Here is a 14,989-nt window from a genome sequence, read left to right on the forward strand (position 1 = left end):
GGACGGGGGAGCGGGGATCAGAACGGGTAGTCGGCGATGTCCGGGCGGACGGTGACCCACTGGGCCTCGGTGAAGGCCTCGACGTTGGCGGCGGCTCCACCGAAGCGGGACCCGGTGCCGGAGGCCTTGACTCCGCCGAACGGGGCGTTGGGCTCGTCGCTGACGGTCTGCTCGTTGATGTGGACCTTGCCGGAGTCGATCTGGTCGGCGAGCTTCATCGCCGTACCGACGTTGCCGAGGATGCCGACGGACAGGCCGTACTCGCAGTCGTTGACGATCCGGGCGGCCTCTTCGAGCGTGGAGAAGCCGATGACGGGTGCGACGGGGCCGAAGATCTCCTCGCGCCATGCCCGCATGTCGGTGGTGAGGCCGGTCAGGACGGTGGCTGGGTAGCAGGCGCCGTCGATCTCGCCGCCCGCGGCCAGCGTCGCGCCCGCAGCGACGCTGTCGGTGACGATGCCGTGCACCCGCTCCAGCTGCCGCCGGTCGATGATCGGGCCGAGCGCCACGTCCTCGCGGGCGGGGTCGCCGACGGGCAGCGCCCGGGCCTTTGCGGCCAGCGCGGCGCTGTAGTCGTCGAGCAGTGACTCGTGCACGATGTGGCGGCCGGTGGTCATGCAGATCTGCCCCTGATGCAGATACGAGCCGAACGCACCGGCGGAGGCCGCCTTCTGCACGTCCGCGCCCGGCAGCACCACGAGCGCGTTGTTCCCGCCGAGTTCGAGGTGGGCGCGCTTGAGCAGACGGCCTGCCTGTTCACCGATCGCGCGGCCGACCGGAGTGGAGCCGGTGAAGGAGATGACCCGTACCTCGGGTGCTTCGACGACCGCCTGGCCGACCGTGCTGTCGCCCGGCAGCAGGTGCAGCAGTCCGGAGGGCAGCCCGGCCTCCTCGAAGATCCGGGCGATGACCACGCCACCGCTCACCGCCGTACGCGGATCGGGCTTCAGTAGCACCGCGTTGCCGAGCGCCAGCGCGGGTGCCACCGAACGCAGGCCGAGGGCGAGCGGGAAGTTGAACGGCGCGATCACGCTCACGACGCCGACGGGGCGGCGCCGGGCCAACGACCAGCGGGCCTCCTCGGAGGTCAGTACTTCTCCTTGAGGGTGCGTGGGCAGTGCCGCGCACTCGAATGACTCGCCGATCGCCAGCTGCACCTCGAACGCCGCCTTGGCCCGTACCGAGCCCGCCTCGCGTATCAGCCAGTCCTCGATCTCGGCGGCGTGCTCGGTGAACAGCTCGCCCGCGCGGCGGAGTACGGCCGCCCGCTGCTGCGGGGGAGTTGCCGCCCAGGACCGCTGCGCCTCGGCGGCCCGGGTGGCGGCGCGGCGCACGTCCTCGGGCGTGGCCAGGCCGGCGGTGCCGAGCTGCGCGCCGGTCGCCGGCTCGGTGACCTGGTGCTCGCGGGTGGCGTCCTGCCAGCCGTCGCTGAGGAATTTCTTGCTCCAGACGTCGTTGTCCAGAAGTGTCATCGGTCTTCCTTCCGTTACCTGAGGGGAGTGACTTCTGCGAGGTGTGTCCGTGGGGTGGGCATCGTGGTCAGGACGGTGTCGTGAGCGCTGTGTCGACCTGGACGAGCCGGGGTCCGTCCGGGCGCCTGGACAGCACCGCCCGTAGTTCGTCCACGCTCTCGACGTGCTGGGCGGACACGCCGTAGCCCTCCGCGATGCGGGTGAAGTCCAGGCCCGGGATGTCCATGCCCGGTGCGTCCGGGACACCCAGCAGGCCGCTGAACCAGCGCAGCGCGCCGTAGGTTCCGTTGCGCAGCAGCACCACGGTCACGGGCAGGCGGTGCTGGGCGGCCGTCCACAGGGCGGTGATGCCGTAGTTGGCCGAGCCGTCCCCGATCACGCCGACGACCGGCCGGTCGGGCTGGGCCATGGCGACCCCGACGGCGCCGGGCAGGCCGAAGCCGAGTCCGCCCGCTGCCGGGAAGTAGTAGGAACCGGGCCGCCGCAGGTCCATCTGGCGCCACCACGAGGAGTTCGTCGAGGTCGACTCCACCACGTACGCCGTGTCGTCGGGCAGTTCGTCCCGAAGGGAGGCGAAGACTTCCTCGGGATGCAGCCGCGTCCCCTGCCCGGTGGCCGGCGCGGGGGTGGGCCGGTAGTCGCCCGCCGGCTCCGTCGCCGCGTCGAGCTCCTTGAGCAGCAGGTCGATGACGGCGGCCGGGTCGGCGACCAGAGCCTCGCCCATCGGTGCGCGGGCGGCGGCGGAGGCGTCCTCGGTGACCTGGATCAACCGGGTGCCCTCGGGCAGATACCGGCCGGGCAGGTACTCGTGGTAGCGGAAGACCGGGGCTCCGAGCACCAGCACGAGGTCATGACCCTCGAAAGATTGGGAGATGGGGTCGATCCCCGCCGGCAGCACCCCGCGGAACTGCGGGTGGCGGTTGGGGAAGGGCAGCCGGAACAGCGACGGTGCCGCCCACACCGCAGCGCCGAGCCGCTCCGCGAGCCGCACCGCGTCGTCGAAGAGACCGTCGGAGTCGATGTCACCGCCCAGCACCAGCGCGGGCCTGCGCGCGGCGGTCACCGCATCGGCCAGCCGGCGCCCCTGCTCCGCGCCGGGCACTGCGGCACGGTGCACCTGCCGGTCCAGCACGGCCGATGCGTTCTCGTCCGCATCCACCGCCCAGTCGTCATAGGGGACGGAGAGGTAGGTGGGCCGGCACTGCAACTGCGCCTCGAAGACGGCCTGGGCGAGGGCCCGGGGCACGTCCTGGGCACAGGCCGGTTCGGCGGCCCAGCCGACGAGCGGCTTCATCAGCGACGGGGCGTCGACGTTGGCGAGGTTGGCCTCCGGTCCGATGGCCGGCCGCACCTGCTGGCCGGCCACGACGACCAGCGCAGTGCGCGAGGCCACGGCGTTGGTGAGCGCGCCCATCGCGTTGCCGGAGCCGGACGCGGCGTGCAGGTTGACGAGCACCGGACGTCCCGTGGCCTGCGCGTAGCCGTCCGCCATGCCCACCACGGCACCCTCGTGCAGGCCCAGGACGTACCGGAAGCGGTCCGGCAGCTCGGCGAGGAAGGGCAGCTCGTTGGAGCCGGGATTCCCGAAGACGGTGGTGAGCTCCTGGCGTTGGAGGAACTCATGGCAGACACTGCGCACGGAGGGCACAGACGTTCCTTTCGCGGCGACGTCGAAGTGACGCAGGCCACGCTAGGCAGCGCAGGATATTCGGACCAATAGATGTTGGCGGGCTGCGATATAGACTCGCTCGATATGAGCAGCTTCGATCTCAACCTCGCCCGCGTCTTCGTGCTGCTCTACGAGACCGGCAGCGTCACGGCGACGGCGGAGACGCTGCACGTCACCCAGCCCACGGTGAGCTACAGCCTGGCCAAGTTGCGCCGGCACTTCGACGACGAGCTCTTCCGGCGCACCGGCCGCGGCCTGACCCCGACCGCCGGCGCTCAGCGCCTCTACGAGCCCTTGCAGCGCGCGCTGGCCGGCATGGACGCCGTGATCCGCCAGGACAACGACTTCGACCTGACCGCCATGTCAGGGCGTTTCACCGTCGCCCTCTCCGACCTGGGCCAGGCCACCCTGCTGCCCCGGCTGGTCGCGGCGGCCCGCGAGCGGGCTCCCGGTGTGTCCCTCACCGTCCGCCCGTTGGATGTGGACGCCGTCGAGAGCCAGCTGCGCCGCGGTGAAGTCGACGCCTTCGTCGCCACGCCGGTCCTCACGTCCCACCGCACCGTCCGCATCCCGCTCTTCCACGAGCGTTACGTCGGTATGGTCGCCTCCGACCATCCCCGCATTCGCGGCGCCTCCGTCACGCTGGCGGACCTCACGGCCGAACACCACGCGACGGTGTACGGCCCCCACGGCCACGTCGTGCCCCGCTCGCTCCTTGCCACGCACGGCCTCCTGGAGCGCGTCGCCGTGGACGCGACCCGCTTCACGGTGTTGCCCTACCTGCTGGAACACACCGACCTCATCGCGATCGTCCCCGAGTACGCCGGTGAGGTGTTCACCGCCTCCCACCGCCTCCGCCTCGTGAGTCTCCCGTTCGACACGGAACCGATCGAAGTGGCGCTCTACGCCCGGCACGAGGCATCACGCAGTCCGTCTCAGCGGTGGCTGGTGGAGTTCATGGCTGATGTTCTGGGGGAGCTGGTCAGCCCTGCACAGCTGCCACCGAGTGCGGGCTGAGCGATCGGCCGCGCTCTCGCCATGCGCAAAACGCGCCGGTCGTGCCTTGCCGGGCGGCCTGGTCGGCGGCGGACGGCCCGGTGGGCCGGAAGAACAGCCGGCAACTCGCCGAGCACACGGGCCATGCCACCCCGTGCGGCTTGCAGCGGCTGCTGTCGTGGTGTCAGTGGGATCCGGACGAGATCCGTGATGACTTGCAGGCATACGTCGCCGATCGGCTCGGCCGGCCTGACGGTGTCCCGATCGTGGACGACACCGGCTTCCTGAAGAAAGGCACGGTCTCAGCGACGACCGCTTGTACGGCGGGCCCTGACCCGGCAGCTGTCAGATGTTCGTCAACTGCCCTCATGGCCGGGGCGGATGGATACGATTCGGCCCGTTCCGCAGGTCGTGAGGCGGGTGAAGGGGGCGTCGGGTTGGCCGCGTTCGAGGAGCTGACGGCAAACGATCCGGGACAGGTGGGCCGGTACCGGATCGTGGCCCGGCCGGGGGGCGGCGGCATGGGCCAGATGTCAGAACGGTTCCGGCAGTTGGTGAGACTGATTCGGGCCGGTCAGAACGGCGACGCTCCGCAGTAATGAGGGTTGCCATCCCCGGCGCCCCCTGCCAAGTCAGCAGGGAGTTTGGCTGGAAACTCGAGCAGGTCGGACGGCTCTTCCGGGAAGTTGGACACTCCCTGCTGTCCTGTCGACCCGTTGTCGATGGACGGGTGTGTGGACTGTCGGTGACCGCCTTCGAAACCGGGCCGCGCACGGCCGGTGTGCTCGCCGTCGTACGCGTCGACCTCGCCGAGACTCAGCAACTCCAGTCACCGCAACCGTTGGAGCGTGGCATGTCCGGAGTGAAGCCTCGTGTCCGCAAGGCTGTTACCGGTCGCGAAGCGGTGTGTATTGAGCGTTCGCCGTCCAGGGCTGTGCGGCCACCGAGGTCGATGTGCCACGTGAGAGTGGGGCCGGCCGTGTCTCTGCCCACGGTGACAGCGCAGTCGGCTGTTGATCGATCGTGAGATGCAGGCGGTGAGTCCTCGACTGATCCCCGTCGTGCCGACGTCCGCGTCCCGCAGGCTCCGGTGCGGCAGGGGTCTCGTCCACGTGCCGAGCGGAACGCGGCACCCCATCGCCCAGATTGTCGAAAGTGACCCTTGACTTCCCTGTGGTCCGGAGCGGGCAGACTGTGAAGCCTCGGTGTCCGCCTGGTTGAACAGAGCGCTGAGATTCCGCTTTCTACGTGCAGTGGAGCGCTCCCACCCGTAACCGCAGCCCCGTGCTCACCGACAAGATCCCACCGGGCAGAGCCTCTTCACGCCCGGCAGCACAGGTCACAGGCGCGTCCTCCGTCGCCGCGGCACCCGCAGGCGGCCACCGATCCATTGGAGCCATCTTCAAATCTCCGGCACAAATTCCACACGTTCCACTCTCCAGATGGGTTCCGATGGTCTAGATTGACCTTGCTTCGCATGCTGGGACACGAGGCGACAAATGGTGATCCATGGGTCGGCGTTGCAGAGAGCCAGTAGCCGTGTATCTGGCGCCGACGTGGGGGTGATCAATTCTTGGGGCCCGAGAGGGGCTTCGGGTGCGGGGAGCATCCGAGGTGTCGACGGGTTTCCGTGCAGCTCGAGATTCTGGCCGGGCACGTGAGTGTGCTGCGGCCAGGGTGAGTTGTTCAGGCGGGCTGCAGTAGCCGTGATGTCGTGCGCGGGAGGCGGGGGCCTCCCACGGGAAGGGACAGCGCATCGCGGGGGGCGGGGACCTCCCAAGGGGAGGAAGCGTGCGGGAGGCGGGGGCCTCCCGTGGGGGAGGGGCAGCAGTGTTGGGCGAACACGTCGTATCACTGGGGACCGGGGGGTTTCTGTGCGGCAGGGGGGAATAGTCGACCCTTTTTCGTCGGCGCGCGGGCGTCTGGCGAAAGAGGCGATGAGCCGGCCCGCGAGCGACTGGGAACAGCGGTACCGCCGTACCGTGATCACCAGCGACATGGTTGCCACCGCCTTGGTGGTGGCTGCGATAGGCGACTTCTTCGGGGCGCGGGACGCGGCCAACTGGCACGAGAAGTGGGGGATACTCGCCTTCGGCACCTGGCTGCTGGTGCTGGGAGCGCTCGCGGTGGGGCGGGCGTGGGCTCCGGCCGTGCTCGGCCAGGGCGCCGAGGAATTCCGAAGACTCGGACGCTCACTGTTCGCGGCGACCGTCGTGCTGGCGCTCGGCGGGATAGCCCTCACCTCGCGCAACATCAAGCTCTGGATCTTCGTCGCGATCCCCGCGATCGCGCTGGTCACCATGACCGCGCGGTATGTGCTCCGCCTCTGGCTGCACAAGGAGCGCAAGGAAGGCCGGTGCCTCAGGCCGGTGCTCGCCGCCGGAAGCCCGGCCACCGTGCGCGACCTGATCACCCGGACCCGCAAGTTCCCGCACATCGGCTGGCGCGTCGAGGCCGTGTGCACGCCGGACGGTCGCGGGCGTGACGGCGACCAGCTGGACGGTGTGCCGGTCGTCGGCCGGCTGACGGACGTCGCCAAGCACGTGCACCACGACGGTTACCGCGTCGTCGCGGTCACGCCGGACGCGCACTGGACGCCGGACCGGCTGCAGCGGCTGGCCTGGAACCTCGAAGGCAGCGATGCCGAGATGGTCGTGGCGCCGGTGCTGATGGAGGTGGCCGGCCCGCGGCTGCACGTCGACGCGGTGCTCGGTATCCCGCTGCTGCGGGTCAGCCTGCCGGCCTTCACCGGAGGCCGTCGTGCCATCAAGGCCGTCGTCGACCGGGTCGGCGCGGCGGTCCTGCTGATGCTGTTCGCGCCGCTGATGGTGTTCGTGGCGCTGCTCGTGCTGGCGGACAGCCGGGGCGGGGCCTTCTACCGCCAGCGCCGGGTCGGCAAGGACGGCCGCGAGTTCACCATCCTCAAATTCCGCACCATGGTCGTCGACGCCCACCGGGCACGTGCCGAACTCGCCGACCGCGACGAGGGCGCGGGGCTGCTGTTCAAGGTCCGCCACGATCCGAGGGTGACCCGGGTGGGCGGGGTGCTGCGCCGGTACTCGATCGACGAACTCCCGCAGCTGTTCAACGTACTGACGGGATCGATGTCGCTGGTCGGCCCACGGCCTCCCCTTCCGGAGGAGTGCGCCGCGTACGACCCGGACATCCGGCGGCGGCTGCTGGTCAAGCCCGGCCTCACCGGTCTGTGGCAGATCAGCGGACGCAGCGACCTGCCGTGGGAGGAGGCGGTCCGCCTCGACCTTCGGTACGTGGAGGACTGGTCGCTCGCCCTCGACACGGTGATCTTGTGGAAGACATTGCGTGCGGTGCTGCACGGGCAGGGGGCCTACTGATGCGCGGGGGGCGTCGTCCGGCAGACATGTGGACGGCAGGCCACAAGGGCCTTGCTGGGGGGACCGCAGGCCACAAGGGCCTGCGTGGGGGGAGGAACGGGTCATGAGAGTCAGCGTTTTCGGGCTCGGCTACGTGGGCTGCGTATCGGCCGCGTGCCTGGCCAGCATGGGGCACGAGGTCATCGGCGTGGACGTCAACCAGGTGAAGGTCGACCTGGTCAACGACGGCAAGGCGCCGGTGGTCGAGGAGCGGATCGGCGAGCTCATCGCCGACGTCGTGCGCACCGGCGCCCTGCGCGCCACCGCCGACGTCCGCGAGGCGATCATGGACAGCGAGATCTCGCTGATCTGTGTGGGCACCCCGTCGGAGCCCAACGGCAGCCTGTGCACCACCTACTTGGAGCGGGTCACCGAGGAGATCGGCGCCGCGCTCGCCGAGCGCGGCGGACGGCACACCGTCGTCTTCCGCAGCACCATGCTCCCGGGCACCTGCCTGAACCTGCTGGTGCCGATCCTGGAGAAGAACCTCGGCGGCACGGTCGGCGTGGACGTCGGGGTCGCGGTCAACCCGGAGTTCCTGCGCGAGGGCACCAGCGTGCGGGACTTCTTCGACCCGCCCAAGACCGTCATCGGCGAGATCGACCCGGCCAGCGGCGACGCGGTGACGGCGCTGTACGAGGGCCTGCCCGGCGAGGTGTTCCGGGTGCCGGTCCCCGTCGCTGAGGCGATCAAGTACGCGGACAACGCGTTCCACGGCCTGAAGATCGGCTTCGCGAACGAGCTGGGCGCGGTGTGCCAGGCGCTCGGGGTGGACTCGCACCAGGTCATCGACGTGTTCCTGGCCGACCGCAAGCTGAACATCAGCCCCGCCTATCTGCGGCCCGGCTTCGCCTTCGGCGGCTCCTGCCTGCCCAAGGACCTGCGCAGCCTGGTCCACGCGGCACAGCGGGCCGACGTCTCGGTGCCCATCCTCTCCCATGTGCTGCCCTCCAACGCCGACCACCTCCAGCGCGCGGTGGACCTGGTCGAGCGCACCGGCAAGCGCCGGGTGGGAATGTTCGGGCTGTCCTTCAAACCCGGCACCGACGACCTGCGCGAAAGCCCGCTCGTCGAGCTGGCGGAGCGCCTGTTCGGCAAGGGGTACGACCTCAAGATCTACGACGCCAATGTCAGCCTGTCCCGGCTGCTCGGCGCGAACCGCGAGTACATCGAGAACCGGCTGCCGCACCTCGCGCAGCTGCTCGCGGAGTCCGTCGAGGAGGTGCTCGACCACGCCGAGGTGTGCCTGGTCGGCACCAGGGACCCGTCCGTGCTGTCGGTGCTGCCCCACGGGAACGCCCCGGTGATCGTCGACCTCATCCACCTTCCCGACGCCGATGAGCGCCGGGCCGAACCTGGGTACGTGGGCCTTGCTTGGTAATGCAATGAGCGGTGAGGGGTCGGGGCGACGCGCCCTGATCCTGGTGGAGAACCTGTCGGTGCCCTTCGACCGGCGGGTGTGGCAGGAGTGCACGACGCTGCGCGACGCGGGCTGGACGGTGGACGTCATCTGTCCGCAGGGCACCAAACGCGACACGGAGCCGGAGGCCGTGATCGACGGGGTGCGCATCCACCGCTACCCGCTGCGCGCGGCCACCGGAGGGCCGGCCGGCTATCTCAAGGAGTACGGAACGGCGCTGTGGCACACGGCCCGGCTGGCCCGCAAGGTCGGCCCGGTCGACGTGGTGCACGCCTGCAACCCGCCCGACCTGCTGTTCCTGCCGGCCCTGTGGCTCAAGCGGCGCGGCGCGCGGTTCGTCTTCGACCAGCACGACCTGGTGCCCGAGCTGTACCTCTCCCGCTTCGACCGCGGCAAGGACCTGCTCTACCGCGGCGTGTGCGCGCTGGAGCGGCGCACCTACCGGGCCGCGGACATCGTCCTCGCCACGAACGAGAGCTACCGCGAGGTCGCGGTGCGCCGCGGCGGTAAGCGGCCGGAGGACGTCTTCGTGGTGCGCAGCGCGCCGCAGATCGACCGGTTCCAGCCGGTGCCGCCCGAGCCGGAGTTGAAGCGCGGCAAGCCTCATCTGCTGTGCTACCTGGGCGTCATGGGCCCCCAGGACGGCGTCGACTACGCCCTGCGGGCTCTGGCGAAGCTGCGCGACGAGCTCGGGCGGACCGACTGGCACGCGGTGTTCGTCGGCTCCGGCGACGCCTTCGACGCGATGGTGGAGCTGTCCGAGGAACTCGGTCTCAGCGAGCAGGTGCAGTTCACCGGGCGGATTCCGGACGCCGACCTGGTGCGCTACCTGTCCACCGCGGACGTGTGCCTGTCTCCCGACCCGCGCAACCCGCTCAACGACGTGTCGACCATGAACAAGGTCCTCGAGTACATGGCGATGGGCCGGCCGATCGTCTCCTTCGACCTGAAGGAGGCACGCGTCTCCGCCGGTGAGGCCGCCGTCTACGCACCCGCCAACGACGAGGGCCGGTTCGCCGAGCTCGTCGCGGAGTTGATGGACGACCCGGACAAGCGGGCCCGGATGGGCAAGATCGGCCAGGAGCGGATCAGCGGACCGCTGTCCTGGGAGAACTCACAAGCGTCGCTGCTCGCCGCCTACGCGGCCGCCTGCCGTGACCACACCCCGGTGTCGGCGCACGACCCGATCCGGACAGGGAAGAGGCAGCGCAGTTGAGCGAGGACACGATACGCCTGGTCACCATCGGGCGGATATTCAGCCGGCGTTGGCGGCTTCTCGCCGTCCTCGCCGTGGTGGGCGCGCTGGTCGGCTTCGGCGCCTCGGTCGTGGTGTTCCCACCGCGCTACACGGCGTCGGCCCCCGTACTGCTGCCGGGACTGTGGGAGGAGCGCGAGCTGCTCACCCAGGTGGACCTCGCGACCAGTTCGGCGGTGGTCGACCGCGCGGCCGACGCGCTGCACTGGTCCGGCGTCAGCACCACCGAGCTGCGGGACCAGGTCAGCGCCAAGGCCGCGGACGGAAACATCATCACCATCGCCGGAACGGCCGACACCCCCAAGCGCGCGCAGCAGCTCGCCGACCAGGTGGCCCAGCAATTCGTGCAGTACACCGCGCAGATCGCGGGCAGCGGCACGGACTCCGCAACCAGCACGGCGAACGAGGCGTTGCGCAAGAAGGTCGAGGAGACCAACCGCCGCATCAGCGACCTCGCCAAGGCTGCCAATCCGGGACAGACCGTGGAGAGCGTGCAGGCGCGCACCGAGCTCGAGAACCTGCGCACCTCGCTGGAGGGGGCCATGAAGAAGGTGGACGAGTCCAACCCGGCGACCAACAAGGCAGGCATGGTCGTCATGGGGCCCGCCGCCCCGCCGACCGGTGAGGCCGCGCCGACGAGGGTCCAGCTCATCGTCGGCGGCGCGTTGCTGTTCTTCCTGCTCGCGGTCATCGGCCATCTCGTCGCCGCACGGATGAACCGTCGGCTGCGCACCGAACCGGAGATCGCCGCGGCGCTGGGCTCGACGCTCCTCGGCACCGTCGACGTGGCCGGTGAACGGCGCGCACGCCGGCCGGAAGGCGGGGGCTCACGAGCCCGCATCCGCCGCTTCCTCGGCCTCGACACCCCGTGGGACCTGCCGGCCCCGCAGAAGTCCGGCGACGAGGCCGGCCGACGTCTGCGCTACCGGCGGGTGTGCGCTCGCCTGAAGGAGCGACTGCCCTCCGCCCAGCGGCTGCTGGTCGTCGTACCGCAGGGCGACGACATCGCCCGCCGGGCCGCGGGACAGCTCGTCGCCGAGGCCAGGAGCGCTCCGATGCTGCGGATGGTGGAGGTGTCGGTGGACCGGCCGGTGGTGCCGGACCGCGAGAACGAGTCCGGTGCCGTGGTGGTCCTCAGCGTGGACAGCTGGACCGCCGAGGAGCTCGCCGGCATCGCGGAGGCCTGCGCGGACGGCAGGCACGAGGTCGTCGGCATCGTCGTCGCCGACCTGGTCCAGGCCCGCCCCACGAGGTCTGCCGGCCCGCTTCCGGACGACGCCACGCTGGCGCTCGCGGTGCGCGGCCACGCAACGGGAGGTTCAGCGTGACGACAAGCACGACCTCGGAGTCGTCGCCCGCCACTCCGCTCATCGACCTGCAGGGGTTGGTGGTGGCGGTGCGCAGGCGCCGTCGCCTGTGGACGGCCATGGCGCTGCTCGGCCTGCTGGCCGGCGCGGCGGTGGCGGTCCTGATGCCGCCCCCACCGACCGCGGTGACCAAGGTGCTGGTCGCGCACGCGGAGGACCAGCCGAACGACACCGGCACGCTGATCCGTACCGACGTCCAGCTGCTGCAGACCACGCAGATCGCCGACAAGGCCCTGCGGTCCCTGAAGTCCTCGGAAAAGCCGGAGGACTTCATGAAGGACTACCAGGGCGCCGGTCTGACCAACAACCTGATGCAGATCACCGTGACCGGCGACACCGACGCGCAAGCGGTGGCCCGCGCCAAGGCGCTCGCCGACTCCTTCATCGCCGACCACGTACGGCGGATGAAGGACACCGCGCAGGCCGAGGCCAAGGCCCTGCTCGACCAGCGTGACCGCATGCGCGTCGAACTCGCCCAGGTCAACAAGCAGATAGGAAACCGGTCCCCGGACACCGACCCGAAGGCGTCGGCGGGCATCGAGACGCTCTTCGCCCGCCGGGCCGAACTCAACGCGCGCATCTCCGACTTCGACCAGCGCGCCGCGGACGCCCGCACCGGAACCCCCCAGGTCATCGCCGGCACGCAGATCGTGGACGCGCCGCGCGCGGTGCGCCACTCCCTGCCCAAGGCCCTGGTCACCGACGCCGCCGTCGGGGGGATCCTCGGGCTCGTCCTCGGCCTTGCGCTGGCCGCGGTCGGCACGGTGGTGAGGGACCGCCCCGTGCTGCGCCGGGACATCGCCGCGAACCTGGGCGCCTCGGTCATCGCGGAGCTGCCCCGCCGCTCGGGCAAGCCGTGGCAGCGCCGCCGTACCCGGGTCACCCGCGAACGGCTCACCGCGACCCTGGCCCGCACCACCGGCGACCTCGCGGAACCCGTGTCGCTGCTGGAACTGGGCTGCGCGCGCAGCACGAGCGTGATCGCCCTGGACCTCGCCAGGGCCATGGCGGCACAGGGTCCGGTGACCGTCGTCGACGCTCTGCCCGGCGGGCAGCTCGAAGGCCGTAAAAAGCCGGGAGATCCGCCCGTGGTCAGCGGCGAGCGTGCCGCCGCCCTGTCGCCTCAGGAGCGCCGCATCGGCGTCGGCTCGGTGGCGCCCGGCACGGCATGGACCGACCTGCGCCACCTCGGCACCCAGACGGTGCTCGTCGTACGGGCCGGACACGGCAGCGCCGCCTGGCTGCACACCGTGGCCCGGCAGCTCGCCGACCAGCGCATCCCGGTGATCGGTGTGGTGCTGATCGACCCCGATCCGCGCGACCGCACCGACGGCACCCTGTGGGACGGACTGCACACCGCCCTGCGCGGCCGCGCCGAACGGCCGGCTCGGCAGAACGGCACCAACCAGCCGCGGACGGAGCGGCAGCCGATCTGGGCCACCCGCGTCCCGGGCAACGACCAGGACGGGCGGTAGCACATGTGTGGCATCGCAGGCACCTACCGCTGGCCGGACGGAAAGCTGGTGACCGACCGGCTCACCGAGACCCTCGCCCACCGCGGCCCGGACGGGGCGGGCCGCTACGGCCACCCCGTCGGTGACGGCGAGGTGCACCTCGGGCACCGCCGTCTGTCCATCATCGACCTGACCGAGACCGGCGCCCAGCCGATGGTCTCGGACGGCCTCGCCCTGACCTACAACGGGGAGCTGTACAACGCGCCCGAGCTGCGCGCCGAGCTGGAGGCGGCCGGGGTGCGCTTCCGCGGCACCTCCGACACCGAGGTCCTCCTCGAGGCCTGGCGGCGCTGGGGCACGGACTGTCTGCCCCGGCTGCGCGGCATGTTCGCGTTCGGGATCTTCGACGAGCGCACCGGTGAACTGGTCCTGGTCCGCGACCAGTTGGGCATCAAGCCGCTGTTCCTGCTGCGGCGCGGCGAGGGCCTGGTGTTCGCCTCCGAGCTGAAGGCGCTCGCCGCCGCCACCGGCGGCAAGCTGGAGGTGGACCACGCGGCGCTGGTGGCCTCCCTCCTCTATTACTGGGTGCCGGACTCGCGGTGCGCGTTCCGCGAGGCGGAGAAGCTGCCGCCGGGCAGCTGGCTGCGGTGCCGGCCCGACGGCCGGGTGGAGCGCGGCCGGTTCTGGGACCTGAAGGAGGTCGCCGCCGAGGGCCGGGAGCGGGCCCGGACGGGCGAGCAGCCCGACCTGGCCGCCGTCATCGAGGAGTCGACCCGGCGCCACCTGCTCTCCGACGTGCCCGTGGCGACCTTCCTCTCCGGCGGCCTCGACTCCAGCTATCTGACCGCGCTGGCGGCCCGCCACCAGCCCGGGATCTCCGCCTACACGATCGGATTCCGCGCCGAGGACGCCAAGTTCGAGGCGATGCCCGACGACCTGCGCTACGCCCGGCAGGTGGCCGCGCAGTTCGGCGTCGACCTGCACGAGATCGAGATCGCCCCGAACGTGCTCGACCTGCTGCCGCAGATGACGTACAGCCTGGACGAGCCGATCGGCGACCCCGCCGCGATCAACACGTATCTGATCTGCACGGCCGCACGCGAGGCCGGGGTCAAGGTGATGCTCTCGGGGATGGGCGCCGACGAGCTGTTCGCCGGCTACCGCAAGCACCTGGCCAACCTGATCGCGCTGCGCTACCAGCGCGTCCCGCGGCCCCTGCGGCGCGGGGTGTCCGCGGCCGTGGACCGGCTGCCGGTCGCCACCTCCCGCCGGGGATTCCGGTCGGTGCGCTTCGCCAAGCGGTTCCTGTCCTTCGCCGACCTGCCGGAGGAGACCGCCTTCCGGCGCAGCTACACCATGTACGACCAGGACGAGCTGCTCGCGCTGCTCGATCCCGAGCTGGCCGGCACGGTCGACGACGTACTGACCGAGCACAGGGACGTCTACCAGGACAACGACCTCGACGACTTCGTCAACCGCATGTGCCTGACCGACGCCCGGATGTTCCTGCCGGGTCTGAACCTCACGTACACGGACCGTTCCAGCATGGCCGCGTCGACCGAGGTACGCACGCCGTATGTGGACGTCGAGGTGGTCAAGGCGGCGTTCGCGATCCCCGGCGACCGCAAGATCGCCGGACGGCAGAGCAAGGCGGTTCTGAAGGAGGCGGCCACCTCGATCCTGCCCCGGGAGATCGTGTACCGGCCCAAGGGCCTGTTCAGCGCCCCGCTGCGGGCCTGGATGAGCCGGGACCTGGCGCCGCTGGTGCGCGAGGTGGTCAACGACGGCGAACTCGTCCGTTCCGGGATCCTGCGCCGCGACGCACTGAAGCGGATGGTCGCCGAGGACGCGGCCGGGCAGCAGGACTTCTCCAAGCATCTGTGGCACGTACTGACGCTCGAGTACTGGTATCGCGACGCGACCTCTGGGTCCGGCCAGAGCACTCGTTTGACGGCTTAGGAATT

9 protein-coding genes and 1 pseudogene are annotated in these 14,989 nt (G+C 70.7%); 8 read left to right on the forward strand and 2 right to left on the reverse strand.

The window, feature by feature from the left end:
- Positions 1–17: 17 nt before the first annotated feature.
- Positions 18–1,472 (reverse strand): benzaldehyde dehydrogenase, encoded by a 1,455-nt coding sequence (locus tag ABT254_RS04685; protein WP_351463475.1) that lies wholly within the window; start codon positions 1,470–1,472, stop codon positions 18–20.
- Positions 1,473–1,539: 67 nt separating this feature from the next.
- Positions 1,540–3,120 (reverse strand): benzoylformate decarboxylase, encoded by a 1,581-nt coding sequence (gene mdlC / locus ABT254_RS04690; protein ID WP_351463476.1) that lies wholly within the window; start codon positions 3,118–3,120, stop codon positions 1,540–1,542.
- 105 nt (positions 3,121–3,225) lie between these two features.
- Here mdlC and ABT254_RS04695 point away from each other — a divergent pair, with 105 nt between their 5' ends.
- The 8 genes and pseudogenes from ABT254_RS04695 to asnB all read left to right on the forward strand — a co-directional run bounded on the left by ABT254_RS04695 (position 3,226) and on the right by asnB (position 14,984).
- Positions 3,226–4,158 carry a LysR family transcriptional regulator gene (locus tag ABT254_RS04695; RefSeq protein ID WP_351463477.1) on the forward strand — a complete coding sequence of 311 codons (933 nt, stop codon included), beginning with the start codon at positions 3,226–3,228 and terminating at the stop codon, positions 4,156–4,158.
- 74 nt (positions 4,159–4,232) lie between these two features.
- Positions 4,233–4,445: pseudogene (locus tag ABT254_RS46490) on the forward strand (transposase); the annotation flags it as partial.
- A 1,566-nt stretch (positions 4,446–6,011) separates the two neighbouring features.
- Positions 6,012–7,490 (forward strand): sugar transferase, encoded by a 1,479-nt coding sequence (locus tag ABT254_RS04705; protein ID WP_351463481.1) that lies wholly within the window; start codon positions 6,012–6,014, stop codon positions 7,488–7,490.
- A 103-nt stretch (positions 7,491–7,593) separates the two neighbouring features.
- A complete protein-coding gene (locus ABT254_RS04710) occupies positions 7,594–8,910 on the forward strand; it encodes a nucleotide sugar dehydrogenase (RefSeq protein WP_351463483.1) in 1,317 nt (438 codons plus the stop codon).
- Positions 8,911–8,914: 4 nt separating this feature from the next.
- Complete coding sequence (locus ABT254_RS04715) at positions 8,915–10,165, forward strand: glycosyltransferase family 4 protein (protein ID WP_351463485.1); 1,251 nt, start codon at positions 8,915–8,917, stop codon at positions 10,163–10,165.
- Complete coding sequence (locus tag ABT254_RS04720) at positions 10,162–11,532, forward strand: YveK family protein (protein WP_351463487.1); 1,371 nt, start codon at positions 10,162–10,164, stop codon at positions 11,530–11,532. The genes ABT254_RS04715 and ABT254_RS04720 overlap by 4 nt, the downstream gene beginning before the upstream one ends.
- Positions 11,529–13,046 (forward strand): Wzz/FepE/Etk N-terminal domain-containing protein, encoded by a 1,518-nt coding sequence (locus ABT254_RS04725; RefSeq protein WP_351463489.1) that lies wholly within the window; start codon positions 11,529–11,531, stop codon positions 13,044–13,046. Before ABT254_RS04720 ends, ABT254_RS04725 begins: the two co-directional genes overlap by 4 nt.
- A 3-nt stretch (positions 13,047–13,049) precedes the next feature.
- Complete coding sequence (gene asnB / locus ABT254_RS04730; RefSeq protein ID WP_351463491.1) at positions 13,050–14,984, forward strand: asparagine synthase (glutamine-hydrolyzing); 1,935 nt, start codon at positions 13,050–13,052, stop codon at positions 14,982–14,984.
- Positions 14,985–14,989: the final 5 nt, after the last annotated feature.

Origin of the sequence: Streptomyces sp. NPDC001137 (genome assembly GCF_040298885.1) — a bacterium.
Taxonomy (GTDB): domain Bacteria; phylum Actinomycetota; class Actinomycetes; order Streptomycetales; family Streptomycetaceae; genus Streptomyces.